Source organism: Geomonas diazotrophica, from assembly GCF_018919385.1.
Classification (GTDB): domain Bacteria; phylum Desulfobacterota; class Desulfuromonadia; order Geobacterales; family Geobacteraceae; genus Geomonas; species Geomonas diazotrophica.
The window spans coordinates 98,010-123,585 of the sequence record NZ_JAHLMF010000013.1 but is presented as its reverse complement, the minus strand read 5'-3'; the positions used below and the strand labels follow the sequence as shown (position 1 = coordinate 123,585).

Here is a 25,576-nt window from a genome sequence, read left to right as displayed (position 1 = left end):
CCCAGCGCCGCGAAGCACGGTAAAGTTCTCCCTGCACAGGAAGGGGACAGATGAAAGTGGTCGGCGACAGAAACTCAATACCGGAGGGACCGGTCAGGATGCTGGCATTTGTCGCCGCCGGCCTCTTCGGCGTGTGCCTGCTCGTCTTCGTGCTCCTGCAGTTCTACCTCGCTACGCCGCTCCCCGCACGCCAGCTATCCCGTTATGTCACCTCGTCGCTCCAGCAGGAATTCACCGTGCAGGGCGTCTCCCTTTCGGGCGGCACGCTCGTGCTGCGTGGGGTCAGGCTGCACAACCCGAAAGGGTTCGCCGGTCCCGACCTAGTCGCGGCGGAGTCGGTCGCCGTGAAGCCGCAGTGGCTCGGCCTTTTGCGTGGAAAGCGACGCTTCGACCTCATCTCCGTCGAACGGGGCAGCGTCAACCTGCTGAAAAACGGCGCCGGGGCCTGGAATTTCAGCGACCTGCAACGCAGGCTCGCCGCCAGGAAACCCGAAAAGCCCGCTCCCGAAACGGTAATCGTCAAGCTCCTGGTACAAAACGGGGCGCTGACGGTCCAGGGAGAAGGGGTGCGCGGCCTCGACCTTAAGCTCTACAACCTGACCAGCGGAGGCTCACGGAACGCCCAGGTCGAGCTCGTCTTCGAAGATGCGGCGCGCAACCGCTACCAGTTGCAGGGGACCGCGAGACCGGGTGCCCAGGCCGCAGTTGACCTCACCCTCAGCGCACCGACCCTGTCGCTGCAGAGGGTGGCAACCCTGCTGAAACTGAAGAACCCGCGGCCGCTGGAAAAGGCGCGCGGATCCCTCACGGTGAACGCAGTGCTCGCCAAGGGGGAATTGCGCAGCTCGGGTTCCTTCCGGTTCAGGGATGTGCAGCTGCCAGTGGCCGAGGGAAGCTACCCCATCGCGGGGACGCTGCAGTTCAACGGCTCCTACAGTATCGCGCAGGACCGGGCCGACCTGAACGACGCGACCCTGGAGATCGACAAGGTCGCGCAACTGCACGCGGAAGGCAGCCTGAGCGGGTTGAGGCAAGAGCGGCGCTTTGCCCTGCTCTTTGGGGTGGACCGGGTCGACCTCGCCCTGCTGAACGTGCTTTTGACCGAAGAGTCCCGGCGCGGCCTGTTGCTCGGGGGAGAATTGCGCTGCGAATCCCTGCGGTTGGAGGGATCCGGTAGGGGTGGCCTGGAAAGCGCCGCCGGGGTCCTGCTGCTCCGGAACGGGGCGGTGGCGCGGAAGGGGGAGCTGCTGATAGCAGGGCTCTCGGGGAAGGGAGCCCTCTCCAGGAAGGGCGCGGGCGTTGCCGCCGTCGGCACGCTTTCCGCCGCCCAAGGGGAGGGGAAGGCGGTCGTCGACGCCCTCCGTCTCCCCTTCGACGTCACCTTTTCTTCGCACTTGAAGCCGGTGATGGCGCACAGCGGCGGGTTCAGCGCCCGGGTCTTCGGGATTCCGCTGGACGGCGACCTCTCCTACGACCTGCAACGTCCGGAGCCGCTGACGGCCTCGCTGAGGCTGTCCCGGGCGAAGCTCGTCTCCCTCAACCCGTTCCTGAAACGCCACGACCTGCAGGCCGGCTCCGGCAGTGCATCGGGGACCGTGGAATTCACCGGGAAGAGCGCGCAGGACCTGAAGCTGTCGGGCCGGATCGCGTTTGCCGACGTCGCGGGGAAGCGGGGCCAGGAGCCGGTTGCCGTCAAGGAGGGGGTGGCGACTGTGCAATTGCGGCAGCAGGGAGGCCACCGTCACGCGTCCGGCGAGGCCCGCTTGGCCGGGATGACCCTCGGCCCCCGGGCCGGCGATGCCCGCTTCGGCTACCGCGTCGAGGACGAGAAGGTCAGCCTGGAAGGGGTACAGGGACGGCTGGGAGAGACCAGGGTGGTCGCCACCCGGATAGCGAGCCGCCTGCCGCCTCCCGGACCCGGGGTCGGGCGCGTTCCGCTGGTTCTGGAGCTCGAAGGGGGGGCGTTACGGCAGGGCGACCTGGACCTTTCGGGGCTGTCGGGGCGGGCCCAGGGGAGTGTGGTCACGGCTGGAGCGGAAAAATGGCTGGAGGGGACCGCGACCCTTTCCTGCCGCGCCGTCACCATGAGGGGACGCGCCGCCGGGGCTGCCCTGCTGCAGGCGAACTTCACCAAGGGGGGCGGCCGCGCGGAGCTGGAGGGGAGGTTCCTGGGGGGGAAGCTGTCCGCAGATGCCACATTCCGTCCCTTTGTTCCCGGGGCAAGCGTCGCTTTCAAGGTCGCGCTGCAGGATGGTGATGCGGCCCAGATGGCTTCCTTCCTTCCCAAAACCGCCACCATCCGCCCAACCGACGGGCACTTGGACCTGCGGAGCTCCGGGACCTATTCGGGGAAGGGGGGGGTGGAGTGCCGCTTCGAGACCAAGGGGCGCGGGCTGGCCCTCGCCAAAAACGGGAGGAGCGCACTCTCCGGAGCCTCCCTGTTCCTCTCCGGGAGCTATGCGGCAGGGGGCCTTTCCGTCGGCGAAGGGCTGTTCTCACCGGGAAAAGGAGTCGCGCTGCGGGCGCGGGGGCAGGTGGCCGACGCCTTCTCGCCCAAGCGTCGCGGCACCATCAGCTTTTCGCTCCCCGACACCCCCGCCGATGTCCTGGCTGACGCCATCGTGAACCTGATGCCCACGGCGCTCCAGGAGGCGGCGCTCAAAGGGGTGCTCTCTGCAAACGGAACGCTGGAGTTTCGGGATGGTCGGCAACTCCTGGAAGGGGGGATCGATATACATGGGGGCAGTATCGAATCGGCGCCCCAGAAGCTGGCCGTGACCGGCATCGACGGCAGGATACCCGTTTCCCTGGACCTCTCCGGGAAGAGCACCCCGCAGCCCAAGGAAACCAGGGATTTCAGCAGGGCGAACTATCCGCGCGTGCTCGGCCAACTGCGCACCCTCCCGGCGGCTGGTGAGCAGCTGGCGGTGGCAAGAACCGTTTTCGGCACCCTGGAACTGGGGAGACTCACCGTCCAACTGCGCGCCTCACAGGGGCTCATGGAGATCGCCCCGTTGCGCACCACCCTTTACGACGGAGCCATCGTCGGGACCGGGTACCTGGCCGTCAGGGAGAAACCGACCTACCGTGCCGATCTGCTGGTGAACGGGCTGAGCCTGAAGCAGCTTTGCCGCAGCATCCCCAGCGTCCAGGGGTACATCTCTGGGCGGGTGGACGGCGTGATCAGCTTCAGGGGCGTGGGAGGCGGCGTCGCGGGGACGACCGGGTTCGTCGACCTCTGGGCACGCGAGGGTGGAGGCGAGAAGATGCTGGTCAGCAAGGAATTTCTGCAGCGCCTGGCCAAGCAGAAGTTGAGCGGCTTTTTCCTCGGGCGGGATCGCGACTACGACGAGGCGGAGATCAAGGCGACCCTGCAGGAGGGGGACCTGACCTTCAACACCCTGAAGATCGTCAATACCAACTTCTTCGGGGTGAAGGACCTGAACGTGAACATCGCCCCGACGCAGAACCGCATCGCACTGGACCATCTCCTGGAGTCGATCAAGGAGGCCGCTGTGCGCGGCAAGCCCGCGGCGGGTGCGCCATCCCAGGAGAAGGCGCCGGCAAAACCGGAGGTGGTGCCCGAGTTCAAGTGGGAAGAGTGATCCTGCTGTGCTATATTCGTGAAGTGCCATGTTTGGAGCAGACCAACGAATCCAACGGGGGTGTCCCATGAAACGAAAACTGATCAAGTTGCTGCTGGCCCTTGCCTGTGTCTCCCTCGCCGCCTGCGCGGTGATCACGGTCAACGTCTACTTCCCCGAGAAGGCTGCCAAGGAGGCCTACAAGTCGCTGGACGACATGCTCTTGAAAAGCGGCGAAAAGCCGGCCAGCCCGACTCCTCCGCCGGGCCTGCCGCCGGCAGCACCCCAGGACAAACCGCAGAGTCGGCTTTTTGACAAACTGCCCGACCTCTCCCTGGTCGCCACCGCGTACGCTGCGGATACCGATGCCGATGCGGAGGCCCTGGCGGTCGAGCTTTCCAGCATGCCGGAGGTGCTGAAGGCTTACGACGACATGAGCAAGCGGCTCCCGAGGCTGAACGCCCTTTTCGCCAGCGGGGCGGTCGGGCTGTCGAAACAGGGGCTGGTGGTAGTGCCTCCCTCTGCCAAGGGGAAACTCGGACCGCAGGATGAAGCCCTGCTGGCCGCCGAGAACCAGAGCCGCAAGACGGTGGTGCTCAGCATGGCGAAGGCGATTCTGAAGCTGCAGAAGCAAAAGGAGAGCAAGGAGGCGCTCAACCTGGTCATGGTGAAAGCGGCGGCCACCTATGCCGACACCAAGAGGGAAGCGGCGCAGCCGGGGTGGTGGATGCAGTTGCAAAACGACCGGTGGGTGCAGAAGTAGCCGGGAGAAATGGCTGGAAGGAGAGGCCACGGCGGAAGCGCCGTGGCCTTTTTTCTGTCGTGGCAGCACCTAAGATGTGGAAGCGGTGACGCCTCCCTTCGGGTTTTTTGACAGCTGTGCAAAAGTTGAACTGCTGTTCAAATCGTGAAAGCGGCCGAAATTGCTTGGTTCTGTCCGGAAAGATGCCGTGTAGTTCTTGGACCTGTTCAACCGCTGGATACGAGGCCCGTTTCCACCTGGGCGAGTGGATTTCATTAAAGGCTAGTGGAAACGGTTAGTTGCATGTTTTTCGGCATGAGGTCGATTTTGGCACCGCTTTTGTAATAGATAAAGACAAAGCGGCACGACAAATGCCGCTTAGCCGAAAAAACCCAACTTTTGCGCCGATGATGGAGCCCTCCTTTTCCACTCGGCGCTTTTTTTTGTCCGCGTCCCGTCTCAGGCGAGGAGCAGTCTCCCCAGGGACGCCTTTGCCGCCGACCCGGAGACATCCGGCATGATCTCGAGTTCCAGCGCGGTCACCCCGTCCAGGTCCACCCGGTACTCCTCCTGCTCGGTGGTGGTGCCGGGGGGGGCGAAGGTGAACTGCTGGCGCACGATTTCCCGGAAGCTGCGGCCGTGGTGCTGAGCGTAGCGCAGCACGAACTCCTGGGTCCTTGCCACTTCCACCTCGTTGATCAAGAGGTAGATCCGCTTCACGTCCTGCGGAGCGTCGAACAGCAGACGGATCAACTGTGGACCCGGCTCCGCCGCGCGCCATCCCGGTGCGCCCACCGGCTGCAGGGCCGACTCGATCGGCTGAGAAGGATCTTCCGAGGTCAGTTCCACGTGGGCGATGCTGTCGAGGTCCAACCACTCCGCGATGCTTTCATGGGAGTGCTGAGCCTGGCTCTTCACGATGGTTTTGCGCATCTGGCTCTCCTGTTCCGCCGGGCGGTGTTTCACCGGTTGATCCGGGCGGGGGGTAAAGGTGAAGTCTTCAAGCGGTAACGCGGCAGCCCGCCAGGCAAGCAGCGCCGCTTCCGGTACGGCGTCGAGCAGGTAAGCGGGCGCTGTGGGCGACGGTCGCTTTCACGGCTCCTCCGGCGGCAGTTAGAGCTGACCGTGGTCAGCGAAACTGTAAAATTCGTTCTCGCCGATGATGATGTGGTCAAGCACCCTGATTCCCATGAGCTGCCCGGCGTCGCGGAGCCGGCGCGTCACCTCGAGGTCCTCCGGGCTGGGAGCCGGGTCGCCGGTGGGGTGGTTGTGCAAGAGGATCATGGCCGCCGCGGACTGGCGCACCGCGGCGTTGAAGACCTCCCGTGGATGCACGATGCTCTGGTTCAGCGACCCCTCGGAGATGAGGGCGCGGGTGATGATCCGGTTCTTGCCGTCCAGAAGCAGGGCCATGAACTGCTCGGTGTGCCGGTCCCTGAACTCGTGGTTCAAATGCTCGAACACCTGGGAGGCGGAGGTGAAGCGCTCGAAGGACTCGATGGGGCGCCGCTCCTTCTCCCGGATGCGCCGGGACAGATCGAGCGCGGCCAGGATGCAGGTCGCCTTCGCCGGGCCGATCCCCTTCACCTGCTGGATCTCCCGGTACGAGGCGTCGGCGAGGGCGCGCAACGACTTGAACTGGAGCATCAGCTCTCGGCCGAGGTCCAAGGCGCTGCGGCCGCTGGCCGCATTGCCGCTGCCCAGGATGAGCGCCAGCAGCTCCGCCTCGGAGAGCGCCGAGGCACCTCGTTGCATCAGCTTCTCGCGCGGACGTTCCGCTTCCGGCCAGCACTTGATTCCGCCGCTCATGAGCCGCTCCTGGTGGTGGGGGTCATTGGGCCAAAAAAGTTAAAGCTAAATAATACACGAGGGGGGCGGCTTCGCCAGAGCGGAAACGGGATGGCGAGGTAAACATCATCCCCCTAATTAGTTTAACCGCATTACGTATTTCATTGTTTTATATTTGCCCGGGATATGGTATATCTCCCCAGTTTGCAACTAGATACCGGCCTTTAAGGCCGGGACTTTGGAGGGACTAAATGTTTGGGTTGATGCCAAAAGATGAAAAGTTTTTCGCCATGTTCAGGGAAATGTCCCACAACATTATCGAGGGGGCCCAGCTCCTGAAGGACATGCTGGACAACTTTGACGACCCTGTGGCCAGCCAGCGCAAGATAAAGGACGTCGAGCACAAGGGCGACACCATCACCCACGATATCATCAAGAAGCTGAACAAGAGCTTCATCACCCCCTTCGATCGCGAGGACATCTACGCCCTCTCCGCGGCGCTGGACGACATCCTCGACCTGATCGACGCCTCGGCGCAGCGCTTCGTCATGTACAACGTGCAGAAGCCGACGCCGGAATCGAAGGAACTCGCCTTCCTGATCCTGAAATCCTGCCAGACCATCGACAAGACCGTCGCGGTCCTGGGTGGCAAGCTCGAGCCGATCAGCGCCTACTGCATCGAGGTGAACGCCCTGGAGAACGAGGCGGACCGCGTCTGCCGCGAGGCGATCAGCCGTCTGTTCGCCGAGGAGAAGGACCCGATCCAGCTGATCAAGTGGAAAGAGATCTACGAGACGCTGGAGACCGCAACCGACAAGTGCGAGGATGCCGCGAACATCCTGGAAAGCGTGGTGGTTAAAAATGCCTGAGGTCACACTGGTCCTGCTGGTGGCCGTCATCGGCGCGGCCCTGCTGTTCGACTACATCAACGGCTTCCACGATACCGCGAACGCCATCGCCACCTGCGTCTCCACCCGCGCGCTCACCGTCAGGACGGCGATCTTCATGGCCGCCGGCCTGAACTTCCTGGGCGCGATGATCTCGACCAAGGTCGCGGCGACCATCGGCAAGGGGATCGTCGACGCCAACAACATCACCCAGATGGTGGTGCTGGCCGGTATCCTGGGCGCCATCATCTGGAACCTGATCACCTGGTATTACGGCCTTCCCTCTTCCTCCTCGCACGCCATCATCGGCGGCCTGGTGGGATCGGTGGTGGCCCACGCCGGGAGCGGAGCGCTGCACTGGGCCGGTCTCAAGAAGATCATTACCGTGCTGGTCGTTTCTCCGATAGTCGGGGCCTTCTTCGGCTTCATGTTCATGGTCGGCATGATGTGGGCTTTCAGGAACAAGGCGCCCTACAACCTGAACAAGGTGTTCCGCAAGCTGCAGATTCTTTCCGCCGCGGTCATGGCCTTCTCCCACGGCACGGCTGATGCCCAGAAGTCGATGGGTGTCATCACCATGGCGCTGGTCAGCTACGGCTCCCTCGCCACCTTCGAGGTTCCCAACTGGGTCAAGATGTCCTGCGCCATCGCCATGGGGCTTGGCACCGCCGCCGGCGGCTGGAGGATCATCAAGACGGTCGGCCATGACTTCGTGAAACTGCAGCCGGTACACGGCTTCTGCGTGGAGACCGCATCGGCCGGCGTCATCCTGGGCGCTTCGGCTATGGGTCTTCCCACCAGCACCACCCACGTGATCACCTCCGCCATCCTCGGGGTCGGCCTGACCAAGAGGATCTCGGCGGTAAACTGGGGCGTCGCCTACCGCATCGTCACCGCATGGGTGATCACCATCCCGGCATCGGGCTTCGTAGGTTTTGTGAGCTACATGGTGTTGTCGCCATTCCTGGGCAAATAACCGGGGGGGAGACATCGTGAAGAGAGGTCGGGGGCGGTCTGCGGACTGCTCCCGATTTTTTTTGGAGGGCTACTCCAACTCTTCGCCCACCTCGGTCATCTCCTTGGCGAGCTCGGCCTGGGCGGCGTCCTTGGCGCGGAAGCGGACGACGAGGTAGTAGCAGAGGAAGTAGGCGATGATAGCGGCGAAGAAACCGAGGATCGAGGAGCCGAGGATCAGGGACTTGGCGTAGCGCTCCAGGTTGTGCCACTCAAGCCCGCCCGATATGGGGAGGTCCTTGATGGGGCGTCCGCGCAAGAAGGCGCCGAGCTTGTAGCTCACCCCGAGGATGGGGACCACGGTGATCGGGGTGTTGACCCAGGCCCCGGTGATGCAGGTCAGTTTGTTGAGTCTCAGGAGAAAAGCTGCTGCGATGGCGAGGGGAGTGTGGAGGCCGAAGAACGGGGTGAAGCTTATGAAGACGCCGACTGCGAATCCGGCGGCGATGTGCCCTGGATGGCTGTCCAGCGACAGGATGCTGTAGATTCTTTTTTTCCAGTGCTCTTTGTTCAGCAACAGTCACCTCGAAATAGGGGCTCAGTCTAAAGTCCGCACCCGGCTTTGTCAATGAGTTTGAGCCCTCCCGGTTCTTAAGAAAATTGCCACGGGTAGGGAAACGTGTTAGTATCCTTGCCTTTACTAAACATTATCGGCGGAATGCGGCATGCGTAAAGAACTGCTCAAGAAGGTAAAGAGAATCGTGGTGAAGATCGGCTCCGGCGTCCTGACCTGCGAGGATAACGGCATCGACCCGGCTTTCCTGGACGGGCTCGCCTCGCAGATCGCCGGGCTGCGCGCGAAGGGGGTCGAGGTGGTCGTGGTCTCCTCCGGGGCCGTGGCTGCCGGTCGCCAGGCGCTCGGCCTGCCGGACCGGCCGCGGACCCTGCCGCAGAAGCAGGCGGCCGCCGCGATCGGCCAGTCGCGCCTGATGCGGGCCTACGAGGAAGCATTCTCCGACTACGATCTCAAGGTGGCCCAGATCCTCCTGACCCGCGACGACCTCGCCAACCGGCGCCGTTTCCAGAACGCCCGCGGCACGCTCGACACGCTGCTCTCCTGCGGCATCGTCCCGGTCATCAACGAGAACGACACCGTCGTGGTCGACGAGCTGAAGTTCGGGGACAACGACAACCTTTCCGCCCTGGTCACCAACCTGGTCGAGGCGCAGTTGCTGCTGATCATGACCGACATCGACGGCCTCTACACCGCCGACCCGCGCACCGACCCGGGTGCCACCCTGATCCACCAAGTGGGCGCGGTGACCCGCGAAATGGAGCGTGGCGCCGGGGGGAGCGGAACCAACGTCGGCACCGGCGGCATGGCGACCAAGCTTGCCGCGGCCAAGAAGGTGGTCAAGTCCGGCGTCGCCGCGATCATCTTCGCCGGCAAAGGGGAGGGAAACCTCGCCCGGGTCATGAACGGGGAACTGCTCGGGACCCTGTTCCTGCCGGCCGGAGAGTCGCTGAACCGGCGCAAGCACTGGATCGCTTTCACCATAAAGCCCGCGGGGAGCCTCGTGGTGGATGCCGGCGCGCGCGGCGCGCTTGCCACCCATGGCAAGAGCCTGCTCCCCTCGGGGATCGCCAAGGTGGAGGGGCGTTTCGACCGCGGGGCCTGCGTCAGGGTCGTGGACCCGGAGGGGGTCGAGTTCGCGCGCGGCATAGTGGACTACTCCAGCCAGGAGATCGAGAAGATCAGCCGCCACAAGAGCGCCGAGATCGAGCAGATCCTCGGTTTCCGCTACGGCGACGACGTCATTCACCGGGATAATCTCGTTCTGTTATAAAAACACGTTTAACAGGGATAAAAGGGATACAGGGGATAAAACCCAAAGAATGAATTACGGGTTCTCAGTCGTCTTGCCGCTTTATCCCTTTTATCCCTTTTATCCCTGTTAATTGCCTTAGGGGTTTTACGGAGGTACACATGTCAGTTGCCGAACAGATCCGCACCATAGCTGCCGAGGCCCGGCAGGCTTCCTTCGCCATGGCGAAACTCTCTTCCGCCGTCAAGAACGAGCTTCTGCTGGACATGGCGCAGGGGCTGGTCAACAACGCCGAGGAGATCATCGCAGAGAACAAGAAGGACCTGGAGGCCGGCAAGGAGCGGGGGCTTTCCTCGGCGATGCTGGACCGCCTCATGCTGAACGAGGCGCGCATCAAGGGGATGGCCGACGCCATCCGCGAGGTCGCCGCGCTCCCCGACCCGGTGGGCGAGGTGACCGGCATGTGGAAGCGCCCCAATGACCTCATGGTCGGCAAGATGCGCATCCCGCTGGGCGTCATCGGCATCATCTACGAGTCCCGCCCCAACGTCACTTCCGACGCTGCCGTACTCTGCCTGAAGAGCGGCAACGCCGTGGTGCTGCGCGGCGGCTCCGAGGCGATCCACTCCAACCTGGCCATTGCCACCGTCCTCAAGGACGAACTGGCCAAGCGCAACATCCCGGCTGCGGCACTCTCCCTGATCCCGTTCACCGAACGCGAGGGGGTCACCGAGATGCTCAAGCAGGAAGAGTTCATCGACGTGATCATCCCCAGGGGGGGCGAGAGCCTGATCCGCTTCGTGGTGGAGAACTCGAAGATCCCGGTCATCAAGCACTACAAGGGGGTCTGCCATATCTTCGTGGACGCCTCCGCCGACTTCGAGATGGCGCGCGAGATCATCATCAACGCCAAGGTGCAGCGCCCCGGCGTCTGCAACGCCCTGGAGACGCTGCTGATCCACAAGGACATCGCGGAGAGCTTCGTCCCCTTCATCTACCAGGCGCTCGTCGCTCAGAAGGTGGAGCTGCGCGGCGACGAGACCTTCCGCCGCTTCGCCCCGCAGGCAGCGCCCGCCACCGAGGACGACTGGTACGCGGAATACCTGGAGCTTATCCTCGCCGCACGCGTGGTGGACGGGCTGGACGCCGCCATCGACCATATCAACCGCTACTGCTCGCTGCACACCGAGTCGATCATCACCGGCGACTACGGCAACGCGCAGCGCTTCATCCGCGAGGTGAACTCCGGCGTGGTCATGGTGAACGCGTCGACCCGGTTCTCGGACGGTAACCAGCTGGGGCTGGGCGCCGAGATCGGCATCTCGACCACCAAGCTGCACTCCTTCGGCCCGATGGGGCTCACCGACCTCACCACGACCAAGTTCATCGTGTACGGGTCGGGACAGGTAAGGCCTTAAAAGCGTTCGACGCAAGGTCGCAAAGCCGCGACGGCGAGAACCAAAGGAAGTTATCTTTAAATCCTTGCGCCTCTGCGCCTGGGCGACTTTGCGTTAAGGATTTGGTCTTCGTTCACACCGGAGCCGGGACAATAATGAAAACGGGGATTCTGGGGGGGACCTTCAACCCCATCCATAACGCGCACCTGCGCATCGCCGAGGAGGCGCGCGACCTGTTCCAACTGGACCGGGTCGTCTTCATCCCGGCTGCCACGCCGCCGCACAAGCCGCAGGTGGGGGAGCTCTCCTTCGCCAGTCGCCTGGAGATGGTGCGGCTGGCGGTCGCCGGAAACCCCTGCTTCGAGGTCTCGGACATGGAGGCGGTGCGCGGAGGGCGCTCCTACTCGGTGGACACGCTGCGCCAGTTGCACGCGGAGCGCCCGGAGGACGAGCTCTTCTTCATCGTGGGGGCCGACTCGTTCAACGACATCTCCACCTGGCACCAGTACGAGGCCATCTTCACCCTGTGCAACATCGTCAGCGTGCAGCGTCCCGGTTCCACCATCGCCAGTCTCGCCCAGGCCCTCCCTGTTGCCATAAGTGGGGAGTTCTGCTATGATTCGGCGGCTAAACGCCTGAACCACAGTTCGGGCCACTGTGTCTACGCGCTGGACGGGGTGCTGCTCGATATCTCGTCAAGCCATATCCGGCAGCTGGTCAAAGCCGGCCGTTCGATCAGGTACCTCCTTCCCGAGGCCGTCGAACACTACATAAAGGAACAAGGGTTATACGTTGATGCAAGATAAAGAAGTAATGATACCGGCCGTTGAACGCGCCGTGAAGTGTGCGGCTTTCGCCCTGGACAAGAAGGCGCTCGACGTCAAGGTGCTCGAAATCAAGAACATCTCCAGCATCGCCGACTACCTGGTGCTCGCCACCGGGCGCTCCGATCGCCAGGTGCAGGCCATGGCCGACTCGGTCAAGCAGGGGCTCAAGCCGATCGACATGGCCATCGACACCGAGGGGTACGACGAGGGGCGCTGGGTCGTGGTCGACTTCGGCGACGTGATCGTGCACCTGTTCCAGGAAGAGGTGCGCAAGATCTACAACCTGGACGAGCTCTGGAGCCGGGCTCCCCAGATCGAGATCCCCGAGGAATACCTCTGGGAGCATAAAGAGAAATGAGACTGAAGCTCCTTTGGGTCGGCAAGACCCAGGAGAGCTGGGTCCGCACCGGCATCGAAGAGTACGCGGGGAGAGTGAGGCGGTACGCACCGCTGGAGATCCTCGAGGCCCGCGAGGAAAAGGGGGCGCAGGCCGCTACCATGCGGGAGCGGGAATGCGAGCGCCTCGCGAAGCTGATCCCCAAGGGGGGGAAGCTGGTGCTCCTGGACGAGAGAGGGGAGCAGATGAGCTCCCCGGAACTCGCCTCCTTCCTGTCCAAAAACCGCGACCAGGGGACCCAGGACCTGGTCTTCGCCATCGGTGGGGCCTACGGCTTCACCGACAGTTTCCGGGCCCAGGCTTTCAAGACCGTATCGCTCTCCCGAATGACGCTCACCCACCAGATGGTGAGGGTCTTCCTGCTGGAGCAGATCTACCGCGGCTTCACCATCATTAACGGTGAGCCGTATCATCATGAGTAAGGGTAACTGCTTTTTTTAAAGGTGAAGACGTTCTGCTTCACCTTTTTTAATTGGATCTAATAACTCTAATGAGGGAGAAATGCCATGCCTAAAAAGCCTCTGCTCTTGATGATCCTCGACGGCTGGGGGATCAACCCCGAACAGGAAGCCAACGCCGTCGCCCAGGCAAAGACGCCCAACATGAACCGGCTCTCCGCCGAGTACCCCTCCGGCCAGATCGACGGCTCCGGCCTCGCGGTCGGCCTTCCCTCCGGCCAGATGGGCAACTCCGAAGTCGGTCACACCAACATAGGCGCCGGTCGCGTGGTCTACCAGGACCTGACCAGGATCAGCAAGTCGATCGATGACGGCGATTTCTTCACCAATGCCGCGCTGCTCGACTGCATGGCCAGGGCGAAGGCGGGAAGCGGCAGGCTGCACCTGGCAGGTCTTCTCTCCGACGGCGGCGTCCACTCACACGATACCCACCTCTACGCGCTGATCGAGATGGCCAAGCGGCAGGGAGTTTCAGAGGTGTTCGTGCACTGCCTCATGGACGGCCGCGACACCCCGCCGCAGAGCGGCGCCGACTACCTTGAGCGCCTGGAAGGGGAAATCGCCCGGCTCGGCTTCGGCAAGATCGCCACGGTGATCGGCCGCTACTACGCCATGGACCGCGACAACCGTTGGGACCGCGTAGAAAAGGCCTACCGCGCCATGGTTCTGGGCGAAGGGAATCCTTACGCCAGCGCGGAAGCCGCCATCAAGCAGAGCTATGCCGACGGTGTGACCGATGAATTTGTCCTGCCGAGCGTGATCATGGCCGGGGGTGTCCCGGTGGGTCGAGTCTCTGACGGCGACGGTTTCATCTTCTTCAACTTCCGCTCCGACCGTGCCCGCGAGATCACCCGCGCCTTCACCGATCCGCAGTTCAACGGCTTCCCGCGCGAGATCTGGCCCAAGCTTGCCTCCTACGTCTGCATGACCTCTTACGACGAAACCTTCGGGCTTCCCATCGCCTTCGGTCCCGAGGACCTGGTGAACATCTTCCCCGAAGTGATCAGCAACGCGGGCCTCACCCAGCTGAGGATAGCGGAGACCGAGAAGTACGCCCACGTCACCTTCTTCTTCAACGGTGGCAGGGAGGAGGCGTTCCCGGGTGAGGACCGCGCCCTGATCCCGTCTCCCAAGGAGGTCGCCACCTACGACCAGAAGCCGGAGATGAGCGCCTACCCGGTCACCGAGGAACTCATGAAGCGGCTGGACGAGGACAGGTACGACGTCATCATCCTCAACTTCGCCAATGCCGACATGGTCGGCCATACCGGCATCTTCTCGGCCGCGGTGAAGGCGGTGGAGGCTGTGGACGAATGCGTGGGCAAGCTGGTGGAGAAGGTGCGAGCGAAAGGCGGCATCACCATCATCACCGCCGACCACGGCAACGCCGAGATGATGCAGGACGAGCAGGGGGGACCGCACACGGCGCACACCTGCGACATGGCGCCGGTGGTGCTGGTGGACGACACCAGGAAGGGTGTCAAGCTGAGGACCGGTGTCCTCGCCGACTTGGCCCCCACCATGCTGGAGCTGCTCGGGCTGCCGCAGCCGCCGGAGATGACCGGGAAGAGTTTGCTGGCAGGTTAGCTTGGACGCGCTTGTTTCCCGTCCGACGTGCCCGATGGTCCGACTGAAAAGAAAGGAGAGACCCCATGAAGATTGTTGCAATTAACGGCAGCCCCCGCGGCATGAACGGCACCACGGGACGCCTTTTGGAAGAGGTGCTGGCGGGAGCGGTGCAGGCGGGCGCCGACATCGAGATCGTCTCGCTTTCCGAGACGCCGATCAAGCCGTGCCTTGCCTGCGACGCCTGTCACAAGGTGGGCATCTGCCCGGTGAAGGACGAGTACGAAACCATCAAGGACAAGCTGCTGGCCGCCGACGCTTTCATCCTCGCGACCCCCAACTACCTTTTGAGCATCACGGCCCAGTTGAAGGCATTCCTGGACCGCTGCAACGGCCTCATTCACCTCACCGCGCTGGAAGGGAAGTACTCGGCGCTGGTCGAAACCTCCGGCGGTGGCGGCGACGAAGAACCGCTGGAATACATGCAGCGCATCGTCAACGCCATGGGAGCCCAGAACGTCGGGAGCATCGGCTCCCCCGGTGCGGGGCCGCGCCAGTTCCCGGACCAGGAGGCGCTGTTCCAGAAGGCCCGCGCCCTGGGCAAGGACCTTTGCGACAGCGTGCGGGAGAAGCGTTCCTTCCCGGAGCAGGACCCGTTCCGCCTCGGGTTCAAGGAGCGCATGAGCCACCTGATCGGCTTCATGGGCGAGTGCTGGCCTTACGAGAAGGAGTACCTGGCGCAAAGGTAGTCGGGGCCCTCACCCCTCCCCCTCTCCCATAGGGTGAGGGGTAAATGTTGCCTTCTCCCTCCGGGGGAAGTGCCCCGCAGGGGCGGATGAGTGATGCACCGTTGCTGGGAAAAAATGGCAGGGCTGGAGCGTTTAGCCGGACGCAGTCAATTGTTAAACGGAGGCTGTAATGAGCAACACTGAAGAGTTGAACGACTGGGCCTATGCCCACAAATGCCAAAAAGCGGTGGAGAACCTGAAGAAGAACGGCTTCGACGCCCTCTACTGTCATGACGGCGAAGAGGTGTTCCACTACATCGTGAACGAGGCGACGGGGGCTCACAGCGTCGGCTTCGGCGGCTCTCTTTCGATCGCGGACCTGAAACTTTCCGACAAGCTGAAGGGGATGGGGAAGGAGATCTTGAACCATGGGCTCCCCGGTCTTTCTCCCGAGGAGAAGCTGGCCATCACCAGGCGGCAGCTTACCTGCGATCTTTTTCTGACCGGGAGCAACGCGGTCACCCTCTCCGGCGTCCTGGTCAACATCGACGGCAACGGCAACCGTGCCGCGGCGATGTTCTTCGGTCCGCAGAAGGTGATCGTGGTGGTGGGGCGGAACAAGCTGGTGGACGGCAGCATCGACGACGCCGTGCAGCGCATCAGGACCTACGCTTCGCCGCCCAACGCCAAGAGGCTGAACCTCTCCACCCCGTGCACCACCACCGGCTTCTGCTCCGACTGCAACTCCCCGCAGCGCATCTGCCGTGTGACCACCATCATCGAGAAGAAGCCGAGGAACACCGACATCAAGGTCCTGGTCGTCAACGAGGACATGGGGCTTTAGACGTAGAACGTCGAACATAGAACGTAGAACGGATTTTATGGGGTTGCCATGTTCTTGCGCCCTCTGCTCGATCTGCTGTTCCCCCCTTTGTGCCATGCCTGCAAGGGGGCCATACCCGTCGCCGGGGCGGACAGCGTTCCGCCCCGGCCACTCATCTGCGCCGGTTGCCTCGGCAAAATCTCTTTCCTGGAATCCCCCTTGTGCACCCTCTGCGGGGCCCCCTTTGCCACCGACCGCGGCAGCGACCATCTCTGCGGTGCCTGTCTTGCCCATCCCCCTTTCCATACCTGCCGCTCTGCGGCCGTCCTGGAAGGTCCGCTCCAGGACCTTATCCATCGTTTCAAGTACGGCGGTAAGATGCACCTGGCGGATCCCTTAGGGGTGCTGACCTTTCAAAGGGTGGAACAGTTCCTCAGGCAGGCCGGGGCGGACTGCGTCGTACCGGTGCCGCTGCATCGCAAAAGGCTCAGGCAGCGCGGCTACAACCAGTCGCAGCTCCTCGCCGAGGTGCTCGGGAAGAAGCTAAAGGTGCCGCAAGTGGTGGGGAACCTGCGCCGGTTACGCTGGACCGAGCCGCAGACGGGACTGGATGCCGGAGACAGGGTTACCAATGTGAAAGATGCCTTCGGGGTGGGGGAGCCAAAAGCGCTGGCCGGAAAGCGCGTGCTCCTGGTTGACGACGTCTTCACCACGGGGAGCACGCTGGGGGCCTGTGTCGATGCTTTACGCGAAGCGGAGGTCGCCGCGGTGGCGGCGGTTACGGTCGCGCGCGGGATCCCTCACTAGCCAACCTCGCACAGTTGCTATTTGCCGAACTCACGCGGGCGGATCTCCGCGGCCACCCCATTTTCAAAGCGCATCGTGTATCCGGGCAGATCCGGGCCGTAACGATAGGTCCATTCCTCGATGGCAATCGAGGTCCGTCGTGTCACCTCTCCCTCCACGGACACCACTGCCTTGTCGCCGCGCTTTTCGCGGGCCAACGGCTCCCCGCACTTCAGGTAGGCATCGACCATGGTGTCGCCCAAGGCCAGCCCCTCGCCGTTGCGGCATTCCGGCATCATCGGGTCGCGCATGCTGCCGTAGCCCAGGTTGCGCAACTCGGCCAGTTTCCCGTTCAAGAAAATCAGGCTCACCATGAATTCCTGCGGCCCGGTATCGAAAACCCAGTGGTCATAGGACGTGGCGCTCCGTGTTTTCTTCTTCCCCTCCAACAGCTCCTCCCAAAGGTCGCGGTGCTCCTTCAAGGTCGGCTGAGGGCAGATCGCGGCAACTTCCGCCAGCGTCTGCCCGATAACGACCTCCTCGTTGCAGGCGGCAGCGCCGGCCGTCGCGGCAAACAACAAAGAAATCGCTGCAATCCCAACAGCCCAAACTCCCCAACTTGCGGTACTGCCCATCATGTACTCCTTTTCCACGTTCGTGACCATCTGCAGGGAATGGGAACATCCCGCTTTCGCCCTCGTAAATAGCACAACAGGTGCGAAACGACCAGCAGCAATGCTCGTACCAAGAGGGGGTGCGGGGCAGTGCACCTCCGGGCGACTGGGGGCAACGAGGCGGGGACTGGGGGAGGGGAAAACTCGCCTGCAGGGTGGGTGAATTGGCCTCTTCCCGGTGCGATAGGGGGTGTTTTTTGTGATTTCAATCACGGGAGGGGCGCCTTGCCTTCGGCAGATTTTTGGGCTAACTGACACAGTTTTTGGGTGTAACACCTTATAAATATAGGGCGTTATCCTCTGGGTAAAATAACACTGGTTGGGTGTGGGGTATTGTAGGTTGGGTATTTTGCCCCTTTTTTGCGTCCAAACCTTATGTGATCGCTCGTGTACTTCTAATGAGTTAGTGGTCTTCTGACCACTGGCATGTTCCCTGCTATTAAGAGCGCCGTTCGCATACCGGGTGCGGACAACAGAAGCAACCGGTTTCGGCGGGTGAGGTACCCACCCCAGTCGAATCGGGAGGTTGACCCCAGAGAGAAAAATGGTTCACATCACAAAGGAGGTAACACAAGGCATGAAATTGAGAAAACTTGTACCCGCGCTGGCCCTTACCGCAGCGGCCCTCACCGCTGTCGTCGCTCCGGCATTTGCCGGCAGGACCGGGGCTCCGAGCTCCTACAAGGTGGTCGCGTGGAATGATCTTGGTATGCATTGCGCCTGCCCGACCTTCGCCGGATTCCTGCTCCTCCCCCCGTTCAACACGGTCAGGGCCCAGGTCCTGGGGTACGGCAGCAACGACCCCGTCATCATCGATTCGACCAACGCAGCTACCTACGGCGTTACCGTCAGCTACGCGATGGCTGACAACACCGAGTCCACCCTGCAGGCCGACCCCTACTTCCAGCAGTGGATCACCTACGCGCCGAAACTGTTCCCGGGCTTCGCCCCGGTCTCCGGCGGCAAGGTGCAGGGTCTCGCCGGCAACGGCATCTCCGGCAACATGGCCTACGACAGCAACCTGAAGGACTGGACCGCAGTCGGCATCCCGGCCTACCCGCTGGTCGATGCGAATACAGCGAAGAACATCATGACCGACCCGCTGGGCGGCGCGAACCGCAACCCGTACCCGATGACCAACGTGTACGTGAAGAACAGCACCGGCACCATCCTGGCCCAGACCAGCACCGTGACCCCGGTGGCGTTCGGCGGCTGCTGCTCCTGCCACCTCTCGCTTGCTTCCGCCAACGGCTACCCGGCTACCTCTGCCGGTTCCTTCGCCTACCTCGGCAAGATGCACGGCCAGAACTCCAGCAAGATCGACTTCAACTACCTTGACCCGACCGGCGACGGCACTTCCGGCCCGATCCGCTGCTCCTGGTGCCACTGGGATCCGGCGATGGGCGAGAGCGCAGCACCTGGCCTTGCCAACGTATGGCCGAACTACGTCATCATGCCCGGTGCCACCTTCACCCAGGCCGACGTCAAGGTTTCCCAGTACTCCTTCTCCGACGTGCTGCACCGCTTCCACAGCCAGAGCACCAAGGTCCTCACCCAGTACGACGCGAACGTTGCCACCAACTGCTACGACTGCCACCCGGGCAACAACGTCAACTGCTACCGCGGTTCCCACAAGGCTAAGACCGCCCTCTGGTGCGTCGACTGCCACGGCAACCTGAACCAGCGTACCGCTGCCGGCCAGCTGACCCAGCCGTGGAAAGCATCCACCCTGCCGTCCTGCACCGCGGCAAGCGCCGGCGCCAACCCGGCATTCGCCTGCCACGCGACCAACACCGTGAACGGCACCGTGTACCCGACCAACCCGACCCTGTTCGGCAAGTTCATCAACGGCCGCGGTCACAAAGGTAGCATCAAGTGTCAGACCTGCCACGGCTCCGCACATGCCGAGGCTCCGTCGACCATGACCCTTGACAACACCCAGCTGTCCAACCTGCAGGGTAGCACCAGCTACAGCTTCCCCGCCGGCAAAGACAAAACCTACGCTCTCGGCGTCTGCGTCTTCTGCCACCCGACCAAGACCTCGACCTGGGGCACACCGCCGCACCTCTAATGTAATGTAACTTGCAGTGCTTCCGGGGGGGAGTGATCCTCCCCCCCCTTTCCCAAAATCCCATTCAATGTCATACGGAGTGCGAAGATGCCCATTTCAAACAAAATCCTACGCAAAATAGTCACACTTACCCTGGTCGCCGCTTTGGCCGTTCCTGCGCTGGCCAAGGAAAACAAACCCGCCAATGCAAAGACCAACGCATTCGATTTCAAGAAAACCAGCGTCTTCATCAGAGAGATGGAGGGGCGTCCCGATTTCCCGGTCGCCACGGTGATCGCCAATGATTATGTCTACACACTCCAGGCTATGGGAGAGAAAATAGATACCGGAAGACAGAACGCCATCATCCTTGCCACCAAGCTGGCCCAGCAGAAAGACGGCGGCTTCACGCCTGACAAATCAAGCAAGACCTCATCCATCCTCTACACCGACATCGCCCTGGAGACCCTGGCACTGCTCGATGCCGGCAACGCCGTCGACCGGGCGAAGGTGAAGAGCTTTGCCGCGTCCCTGAAAAACACCGATGGCGGCTTCGGCTTCTCGCCCGAGGCGAAAAAATCCTCTCTCGCCACCACCTATTACGCGGTGCACGTGCTGAAGGCCGTGAACGGGCTGGATGCGGTGGATAAGGCGAAGACCGTCGAGTACGTGAAGGGGTTTGCCAAGAAAGAGGGGGGCTTCGGCCCGGAGAAGGGTCCCGGGCGTCCCAACGCACGCAGCACCTACATGGCTGCTTATGTCCTGAACGCCCTGTGCTCGCTCGATGCCGATACCGCAAAGAAAGCAGTCCTGTACCTGCAGACCACCCCTTACCTCGACAAGAAGAGCAAGGAGCGCCCGGACCTCGACGAGCAGCTTTACGCCATCCGCGCCCTGAAGGAGGTCAACGCCGGCAACCGCGTAGACAAGACGCTCGCCTTCAACTTCATGAAGCGGCTGTACATCAAGGTCAACGGTGGTTTCGGCCCGCTGGAAGGGTACGGTTCCACCCCGGACTCCACCACCACGGCCCTGCGCATCTTGAGCGAGATCGGGAAAGCGAAAGGGGTGGTCGCGCAGGTTGCGAAACGTTAAAAACAGGTCGAGGCCAAGGTTAAGACTGCGAAAACACCTGGCCTTAAAGAGGAGATGCATATGCTTTCGATGAACAAGATAACCCGTTCGGCGGCAGCCGTGTCCCTGCTGGCGCTGGCGGCCTGCGCCGCAGAGCCCGCCAAAAACTCACCCCAGGCCGCGGTGGAAAAGGTGAACGGCACCGTCATCACGCGGGCCGAGCTGGACCGCACCATCAAGGCCCTGGTGGGGTCGGGAGACCCCAGACAACTGCCGCCGGACCAGTTTAAGAAGGCGACCGAGGCGGCGCTGAACCAGCTGACCGCGGCCGAACTGCTGTACCAGGCGGGCATGAAGCTGGAAGTGAAAGACCTGGACAAGCAGGTGACCGCCCGCATCGTCCAGAGCAAGTACCAGTACCCCTCGCAGGCGGATTTCGACAAGGCGCTGAAGTCGGTCGACATGACCCAGAAGGACCTGGAAGAGGCGGCGCGCAAGGATATCGTGATCAACAACCTGATCGCGCAACGTTTCGCGGGGAAGGCCGAGGTGACCGAACCGGAAGTGAAGAAGTTCTACGAGGAGAACAAGCTGAAGCAGTTCACCCAGGGGGACCGGATCAAGGTGAGTCACATCCTGATCGGTGTTGCCAAGGGCGCCAACGCCGAAGCGAAGAAGCAGGCCAGGGAAAAGGCTTTGGCCGTGCTGAAGCGGGTCAAGGGAGGCGAGCCGTTCGCCGAGGTCGCCAAGAAGGAATCGACCTCGCCCACCAAGGACCAGGGAGGGAGCCTCGGCATAATCGGCAAGGGGCAGACCATGCCGCCGTTCGAGAAGGCAGCCTTCGCGCTCAAGGCGGGGGAGATCAGCGACGTGGTCGAGACGCAGCTCGGTTTTCACGTGATCAAGGTGGAGCAGAAGCTGCCGCCCGCAACGGAGCGCTACGAGGACGTGAAGAACCAGATCGCGGGGAACCTGAAGCGTGAGAAGATCCGCCTGATGCTGGCGGCCTACGTGGAAGAGCTGCGGGGCAAGGCGAAGATCGAAAAGGTGTAGTTCCGCTTAAGCGGAGTTTTGATGCGCGGGCTGTGAATGGGTCAGGCCGCGGATGGTGATATGAAGGGGCCGGCCCGGGAAGCCGGCCCCCTTTTTTTGCGCTGCCTGCCCGTCACGAGGAGCCGAAGGAGGTGCGCCTGAGCCTACTTAAGTCAGGTCGGGGGCGTTACGGCGAAGAACTCCTGCAGTCTCCGACAGATCTCTTCTTCCGGCGACTTCTGTACCGTGACCCCGTGCAGCGCGGTCAGGAAGATCTTGCCGTAGTTCTTGGTCAGCACCCGCGAGTCCAGGATCAGCACGGCGCCGCGGTCTTCCTTGCTCCGGATCAGCCTCCCGAACCCCTGCTTGAACTTGATCACCGCCTGCGGCACCGTGTAGCTCATGAAGGGATCGCCCCCCTTGGCGGTGATGTGCTCGCTCCTCGCCTCCAGGATCGGTTCGGTGGGGACTCTGAACGGTAGCCGGGTGATCACCACCAGCTCCAGCCCCCGCCCCTGCACGTCCACCCCCTCCCAAAAGGAATCGGTACCGAAGAGCACCGGGCTGACCGAGTTTCGGAACTTGGAAAGGAGCATGTGCCGGTTGGTCTCCCCCTGGCGCATCGGGGTGAGCCCGGCGGCCTTCAGCGGCTCTGCGAGGCGGTTGAAGACCCGGATCAGGAGATCGTACGAGGTGAAGAGGACGAAGGCGCGCCCCTGCGAGATCCGGAGCGCGTCCAAGAGGTGGCTGCAGAGCCGGGCCTCGAACATCGGGGATGTCGGCTCGGGCATGTCGGAGGGAACCGCGACCAGCGCCTGGTGAGCGTAGTCGAAGGGGGAGGGGAGCAGCAGTTCGCTCACCCGGTCCTTAGCGAGCAGTTCGATCCCGGTACGGTGCTTTAAAAAGTCGAACTTCTCGCCGATGGCAAGGGTCGCGGAGGTGAGCACGACGGTCTTGAAACGGTCCAGGATCGCCTTCTTGATCGACTCGGCCACCTCCAGCGGCGAGCTGCAGAGTTTCACCAACGGCCCCTTTCTCAGCTCGAACCAGCGGCAGAATTCGTCCTCGCGCGCCATGAAGAAACGCAGGGCATCGACGGCGCACTCGATCCTCCCCTTCACACCGCGAAGATCGGTGAGCGGCCCCGCCAGCTTTTCCAGCACCTTGTCGGAAAGCTTCTCGCACCCCTTCAAAAAGGCCTGCATGGCGAGGGCGTAGTCCGAGAGTTCCTTGGCCATGTGCTCAATGTGCGGGGTCACCTCCTGCCAGAGCGGCGTACTGTAAATCGCCGGCGTCACCCGCAGCTTCTGCTCCACCCCGTCCTTCTTCAGCTTTCTGAACAGCGCCTCGCCGATCTGGTCCATGCCGCGCGTAACCGCGTCCAGCACCGCGACCCTTCTCGGGATCAGGCGCCCCTCCAGGACCTCGGCGATCTCCAGGTAGAGGTCGTCCTGCGATTCGGGGACGGCGGCGGAAAGCTGGGTGGAGAGCTGCGGCAGCACGCCGCGGTGTGCCTTCCTGGGGTGCTGCAGCTTGCCTAAAAGCTTGACCAGCCCCAGGCGTGAAACCTGGCTGGAGAGGAAGCTGGTGGCAACGTCCTCGAGGTGGTGACCTTCGTCGAAAACGAGCCGGGTGAAGGGGGGCAAGATCGCCGTGGCGTCGTAGCCGGTTTCCTGGCGCACGGAGAGGTCGGCCAACAGCAGGGCGTGGTTGACCACGAGGAGATCGGCGCCGGCGGCCTCGCGTCTGGCCTTGTAGAAGAAGCAGCGCGGGTATTCCGGGCATTTCACCCGGCCGCACTGGTCCGACTCGCAGCAAAGCTCCTCCCAGACCTCGTCCTTGGGGATGAAGGCCAGGTCGCCGCGGCAGCCGTCCTCGGTCTTCTTGCTCCACGCGACGATGGCGTCCAGTTCCTGCGCCGTGTCGTCCTTGAACAGCGAGGCGTCGGCGGCGTTCACCCGCAGCTTCCTCAGACAGAGGTAGTTACCGCGTCCCTTGACCAGCACCGCACGGAACTGCACCCCGGCGTGCTGCTGCAGGAAGGGGATGTCCTTTTGGATCAGCTGCTCCTGGAGGTTGATGGTGTTGGTGGAAACCACCACCCGTTCCTTGTTGCGCACCGACCAGAGGGCGGCAGGGAGCAGGTAGGCCAGCGACTTCCCGGTCCCGGTCCCCGCCTCGACGATGGCCACCTTCTCCTCGTTGAAGGCTTCGGAGAGGTTGAGCGCCATCCTGGTCTGCTCGGGGCGGTGCTCGTAGCCGGGCAGGGCCTGGGCCAGCACCCCGTCGGGGGCGTAGAAGTGCTCGACCTCCGGGTAGGAGAGGCGCTCCACCACCTTCCGGGCGAATGGGGCGACCACCTGGTTGGCGCGGGAGGCGTCGTTGTTGACGATGTAGAAGCCGACCCCCTGGTTCCCCAGGAGCGACGCGATCTCTATGTCCGGTTGCGAGGGGGTGAGGTTGCCGGAAGGGTGGTTGTGGATCACCACGTCCCCGAAGGAACAGGCGATCATGATGGCGGGGACGGCGTCCTTGTTGCCACGGGCCAGCGGCTCCACTGCCACGACGACGCGTGCCTCGTCGGTGCGGCCCAGGAAGAAAACCTCGTTGCCGTTTGCTTCTGCGATGGCGCTGCGTAAATGCTCGATGGCGAGAGCTGAAAAGTACTTTTGCATGACCCGGTCGAAGATACAGGGTTTGGCTGGGGGAGGCAACTGAAAAGCAGGGGGGACGCAGGGGGGGGGGACCAGGGGGTGGGGACCAGGGGCTGGACTCCCTTCAGCCATCCGGGCTTGCCCACCGAAGCGCTTGCGCGCAAGCGGGAGAGGGGCGGGGGTGAGGGAGGCTCGGGTGGTTCGGGCCAAGGGGGAGAATCGGGCGAATAATTATTCGCCCCTACGGTCGGTGAGAGAGGCGCCGTGATTGCTCCGTAACCTTCATCTATGTTAGAAGAGAGGCCGAGGAGATTTCATGCAGCGCTACAACGCATTTTCTGAAGAGCTCAAGCGGGTGTTCGGCTGCAAGGTGCAGCGGCTCTCGGTGGACGCGGGGTTCACCTGCCCGAACCGCGACGGCAGTGTCGGGACGCAGGGGTGCATCTTTTGCGGCGGCAAGGGGTCGGGCTCCTACGGCATCCTGCAGGGGGCAGGCGTGGCCGAACAGCTGGAGCACGCCAAGGAGGTCATGGTCAGGAAGTACAAGGCCGCCCGCTTCATCGCCTACTTCCAGTCCTACTCCAACACCTACGCCCCCGCGGCAAGGCTGCGCCAACTCTACGACGAGGCGCTCAGCGTGCCGGACGTGGTGGGGCTCATCGTCGGTACCCGCCCGGACTGCCTGCCGACGGAAACGCTCGATCTCCTCGCCGAGTACGCCCGGCGCTGCTACTTCTGGCTGGAGCTCGGCCTGCAGTCGCCGCTGGATCGCACCCTCTCCGCCATCGATCGCGGGCACGACCTCGCCTCGTTCAGCACCGCAGTCAGCGAGTGTCAAAAGCGCGGCATCAGGGTCTGCGCCCACATCATCCTGGGTCTACCGGGGGAAAGCCGCGAGGAGATGCTCTCCGGCGCCGAGTTCTTGAACCGGGCCGGCGTGGACGGGATCAAGATCCATCTCCTGCACGTGATGCGCGGCACCCGCCTGGCTGAGCTGTACCAGGCCGGGGAGGTGCCGCTGTTGGACCGCGACAGCTACGTGGGGCTCGTCTGCGATTTCCTGGAGCGGCTCGATCCGGGGATCGTGGTGCAGCGACTTACCGGAGACGGCAACAGGAAGGACTTGATCGCGCCGCTCTGGTCGCTCGCCAAGTTCGAGGTGCTGAATTGCATCGACCACGAGCTGGAGCGGAGAAAGACCAGGCAGGGCGCGGCTCTTTCGTGATCCAGGGGGGCGCCAGGTAACGGAGCGGGTTTTCGCATAGCCTGCGGGTCCCCCCCCCGCCTTCGCGGGCAGAAGCGCTGCGGCGCGCAGGCACGTCGAGGGAG

At 63.0% G+C, this 25,576-nt stretch carries 22 protein-coding genes; 17 read left to right on the top strand and 5 right to left on the bottom strand.

Annotated features, from left to right (window positions below):
- Positions 1–50 precede the first annotated feature (50 nt).
- A complete protein-coding gene (locus tag KOM00_RS15225; protein WP_216499788.1) occupies positions 51–3,605 on the top strand; it encodes a DUF748 domain-containing protein in 3,555 nt (1,184 codons plus the stop codon).
- Positions 3,606–3,672: 67 nt separating this feature from the next.
- Entirely contained in the window at positions 3,673–4,347 is a 675-nt protein-coding gene (locus tag KOM00_RS15220; protein ID WP_216499787.1) for a DUF1318 domain-containing protein, read from the top strand.
- A 438-nt stretch (positions 4,348–4,785) separates the two neighbouring features.
- Here the strand turns inward: KOM00_RS15220 and KOM00_RS15215 are convergent, their stop codons facing one another.
- Both KOM00_RS15215 and radC read right to left on the bottom strand, forming a co-directional pair.
- The gene (locus KOM00_RS15215) at positions 4,786–5,259 is read right to left on the bottom strand and encodes a hypothetical protein (RefSeq protein ID WP_216499786.1); all 474 of its coding nucleotides are present in this window, start codon (positions 5,257–5,259) and stop codon (positions 4,786–4,788) included.
- A gap of 180 nt (positions 5,260–5,439) precedes the next feature.
- Positions 5,440–6,135, bottom strand: coding sequence for a RadC family protein (gene radC / locus KOM00_RS15210; RefSeq protein ID WP_216499785.1), 696 nt, complete (start codon positions 6,133–6,135; stop codon positions 5,440–5,442).
- A 230-nt stretch (positions 6,136–6,365) separates the two neighbouring features.
- On the opposite strand from radC, the gene KOM00_RS15205 reads away from it, so the two are divergent.
- Together KOM00_RS15205 and KOM00_RS15200 are read left to right on the top strand one after the other, a co-directional pair.
- Positions 6,366–6,983, top strand: coding sequence for a DUF47 domain-containing protein (locus KOM00_RS15205; protein WP_199390205.1), 618 nt, complete (start codon positions 6,366–6,368; stop codon positions 6,981–6,983).
- Complete coding sequence (locus KOM00_RS15200) at positions 6,976–7,977, top strand: inorganic phosphate transporter (RefSeq protein ID WP_216499784.1); 1,002 nt, start codon at positions 6,976–6,978, stop codon at positions 7,975–7,977. The genes KOM00_RS15205 and KOM00_RS15200 overlap by 8 nt, the downstream gene beginning before the upstream one ends.
- A 69-nt stretch (positions 7,978–8,046) precedes the next feature.
- Here the strand turns inward: KOM00_RS15200 and KOM00_RS15195 are convergent, their stop codons facing one another.
- Positions 8,047–8,532, bottom strand: coding sequence for a DUF2062 domain-containing protein (locus KOM00_RS15195; RefSeq protein WP_216499783.1), 486 nt, complete (start codon positions 8,530–8,532; stop codon positions 8,047–8,049).
- A gap of 148 nt (positions 8,533–8,680) precedes the next feature.
- Here KOM00_RS15195 and proB point away from each other — a divergent pair, with 148 nt between their 5' ends.
- The 9 genes from proB (at position 8,681) to KOM00_RS15150 (ending at position 16,784) form a co-directional block, all read left to right on the top strand.
- Entirely contained in the window at positions 8,681–9,802 is a 1,122-nt protein-coding gene (gene proB, locus KOM00_RS15190; protein WP_216499782.1) for a glutamate 5-kinase, read from the top strand.
- A gap of 140 nt (positions 9,803–9,942) precedes the next feature.
- Positions 9,943–11,199, top strand: coding sequence for a glutamate-5-semialdehyde dehydrogenase (locus KOM00_RS15185; protein WP_216499781.1), 1,257 nt, complete (start codon positions 9,943–9,945; stop codon positions 11,197–11,199).
- A 134-nt stretch (positions 11,200–11,333) separates the two neighbouring features.
- Complete coding sequence (gene nadD, locus KOM00_RS15180; protein WP_216499780.1) at positions 11,334–11,984, top strand: nicotinate-nucleotide adenylyltransferase; 651 nt, start codon at positions 11,334–11,336, stop codon at positions 11,982–11,984.
- Positions 11,974–12,363 carry a ribosome silencing factor gene (rsfS, locus tag KOM00_RS15175; RefSeq protein WP_216499779.1) on the top strand — a complete coding sequence of 130 codons (390 nt, stop codon included), beginning with the start codon at positions 11,974–11,976 and terminating at the stop codon, positions 12,361–12,363. The genes nadD and rsfS overlap by 11 nt, the downstream gene beginning before the upstream one ends.
- Positions 12,360–12,824: a 23S rRNA (pseudouridine(1915)-N(3))-methyltransferase RlmH gene (locus KOM00_RS15170; RefSeq protein WP_216499778.1), complete on the top strand. Its 465-nt coding sequence runs from the start codon at positions 12,360–12,362 to the stop codon at positions 12,822–12,824. The genes rsfS and KOM00_RS15170 overlap by 4 nt, the downstream gene beginning before the upstream one ends.
- Before the next feature lie 84 nt (positions 12,825–12,908).
- Positions 12,909–14,447 (top strand): 2,3-bisphosphoglycerate-independent phosphoglycerate mutase, encoded by a 1,539-nt coding sequence (gpmI, locus tag KOM00_RS15165; protein ID WP_216499777.1) that lies wholly within the window; start codon positions 12,909–12,911, stop codon positions 14,445–14,447.
- Between the two features lie 65 nt (positions 14,448–14,512).
- Positions 14,513–15,175 carry a flavodoxin family protein gene (locus KOM00_RS15160; RefSeq protein WP_216499776.1) on the top strand — a complete coding sequence of 221 codons (663 nt, stop codon included), beginning with the start codon at positions 14,513–14,515 and terminating at the stop codon, positions 15,173–15,175.
- A 169-nt stretch (positions 15,176–15,344) separates the two neighbouring features.
- Positions 15,345–15,998 (top strand): lactate utilization protein, encoded by a 654-nt coding sequence (locus tag KOM00_RS15155; RefSeq protein WP_216499775.1) that lies wholly within the window; start codon positions 15,345–15,347, stop codon positions 15,996–15,998.
- Between the two features lie 48 nt (positions 15,999–16,046).
- Positions 16,047–16,784, top strand: a complete 738-nt coding sequence (locus KOM00_RS15150) for a ComF family protein (RefSeq protein ID WP_216499774.1) — start codon at positions 16,047–16,049, stop codon at positions 16,782–16,784.
- 17 nt (positions 16,785–16,801) lie between these two features.
- Here KOM00_RS15150 and KOM00_RS15145 read toward each other — a convergent pair whose 3' ends face one another.
- Positions 16,802–17,416, bottom strand: coding sequence for a DUF2845 domain-containing protein (locus tag KOM00_RS15145; protein ID WP_216499773.1), 615 nt, complete (start codon positions 17,414–17,416; stop codon positions 16,802–16,804).
- A gap of 598 nt (positions 17,417–18,014) precedes the next feature.
- On the opposite strand from KOM00_RS15145, the gene KOM00_RS15140 reads away from it, so the two are divergent.
- The 3 genes from KOM00_RS15140 (at position 18,015) to KOM00_RS15130 (ending at position 21,614) form a co-directional block, all read left to right on the top strand.
- Complete coding sequence (locus tag KOM00_RS15140; RefSeq protein WP_216499772.1) at positions 18,015–19,508, top strand: hypothetical protein; 1,494 nt, start codon at positions 18,015–18,017, stop codon at positions 19,506–19,508.
- A gap of 87 nt (positions 19,509–19,595) precedes the next feature.
- Positions 19,596–20,582, top strand: coding sequence for a prenyltransferase/squalene oxidase repeat-containing protein (locus tag KOM00_RS15135; RefSeq protein ID WP_216499771.1), 987 nt, complete (start codon positions 19,596–19,598; stop codon positions 20,580–20,582).
- Positions 20,583–20,642: 60 nt separating this feature from the next.
- On the top strand, positions 20,643–21,614 hold the full coding sequence (locus KOM00_RS15130) for a peptidylprolyl isomerase (protein WP_216499770.1): 972 nt from the start codon (positions 20,643–20,645) through the stop codon (positions 21,612–21,614).
- 152 nt (positions 21,615–21,766) lie between these two features.
- Here KOM00_RS15130 and KOM00_RS15125 read toward each other — a convergent pair whose 3' ends face one another.
- Entirely contained in the window at positions 21,767–24,268 is a 2,502-nt protein-coding gene (locus KOM00_RS15125; protein WP_216499769.1) for a helicase C-terminal domain-containing protein, read from the bottom strand.
- Between the two features lie 295 nt (positions 24,269–24,563).
- Between KOM00_RS15125 and KOM00_RS15120 the strand changes: the two genes are divergently transcribed.
- A complete protein-coding gene (locus KOM00_RS15120; RefSeq protein WP_216499768.1) occupies positions 24,564–25,472 on the top strand; it encodes a TIGR01212 family radical SAM protein in 909 nt (302 codons plus the stop codon).
- The last annotated feature ends 104 nt before the right edge of the window (positions 25,473–25,576 follow it).

Coding starts and splice junctions, on each gene's coding strand:
- KOM00_RS15125 (WP_216499769.1), bottom strand. CDS start 24,268: ATGCAAAAGTACTTTTCAGCTCTCGCCATCGAGCATTTACGCAGCGCC.
- gpmI (WP_216499777.1), top strand. CDS start 12,909: ATGCCTAAAAAGCCTCTGCTCTTGATGATCCTCGACGGCTGGGGGATC.
- KOM00_RS15225 (WP_216499788.1), top strand. CDS start 51: ATGAAAGTGGTCGGCGACAGAAACTCAATACCGGAGGGACCGGTCAGG.
- KOM00_RS15150 (WP_216499774.1), top strand. CDS start 16,047: ATGTTCTTGCGCCCTCTGCTCGATCTGCTGTTCCCCCCTTTGTGCCAT.
- KOM00_RS15160 (WP_216499776.1), top strand. CDS start 14,513: ATGAAGATTGTTGCAATTAACGGCAGCCCCCGCGGCATGAACGGCACC.
- KOM00_RS15215 (WP_216499786.1), bottom strand. CDS start 5,259: ATGCGCAAAACCATCGTGAAGAGCCAGGCTCAGCACTCCCATGAAAGC.
- KOM00_RS15200 (WP_216499784.1), top strand. CDS start 6,976: ATGCCTGAGGTCACACTGGTCCTGCTGGTGGCCGTCATCGGCGCGGCC.
- rsfS (WP_216499779.1), top strand. CDS start 11,974: ATGCAAGATAAAGAAGTAATGATACCGGCCGTTGAACGCGCCGTGAAG.
- KOM00_RS15120 (WP_216499768.1), top strand. CDS start 24,564: ATGCAGCGCTACAACGCATTTTCTGAAGAGCTCAAGCGGGTGTTCGGC.
- KOM00_RS15135 (WP_216499771.1), top strand. CDS start 19,596: ATGCCCATTTCAAACAAAATCCTACGCAAAATAGTCACACTTACCCTG.
- KOM00_RS15155 (WP_216499775.1), top strand. CDS start 15,345: ATGAGCAACACTGAAGAGTTGAACGACTGGGCCTATGCCCACAAATGC.
- KOM00_RS15170 (WP_216499778.1), top strand. CDS start 12,360: ATGAGACTGAAGCTCCTTTGGGTCGGCAAGACCCAGGAGAGCTGGGTC.
- KOM00_RS15130 (WP_216499770.1), top strand. CDS start 20,643: ATGCTTTCGATGAACAAGATAACCCGTTCGGCGGCAGCCGTGTCCCTG.
- nadD (WP_216499780.1), top strand. CDS start 11,334: ATGAAAACGGGGATTCTGGGGGGGACCTTCAACCCCATCCATAACGCG.
- KOM00_RS15140 (WP_216499772.1), top strand. CDS start 18,015: ATGAAATTGAGAAAACTTGTACCCGCGCTGGCCCTTACCGCAGCGGCC.
- radC (WP_216499785.1), bottom strand. CDS start 6,135: ATGAGCGGCGGAATCAAGTGCTGGCCGGAAGCGGAACGTCCGCGCGAG.
- KOM00_RS15205 (WP_199390205.1), top strand. CDS start 6,366: ATGTTTGGGTTGATGCCAAAAGATGAAAAGTTTTTCGCCATGTTCAGG.
- proB (WP_216499782.1), top strand. CDS start 8,681: ATGCGTAAAGAACTGCTCAAGAAGGTAAAGAGAATCGTGGTGAAGATC.
- KOM00_RS15220 (WP_216499787.1), top strand. CDS start 3,673: ATGAAACGAAAACTGATCAAGTTGCTGCTGGCCCTTGCCTGTGTCTCC.
- KOM00_RS15185 (WP_216499781.1), top strand. CDS start 9,943: ATGTCAGTTGCCGAACAGATCCGCACCATAGCTGCCGAGGCCCGGCAG.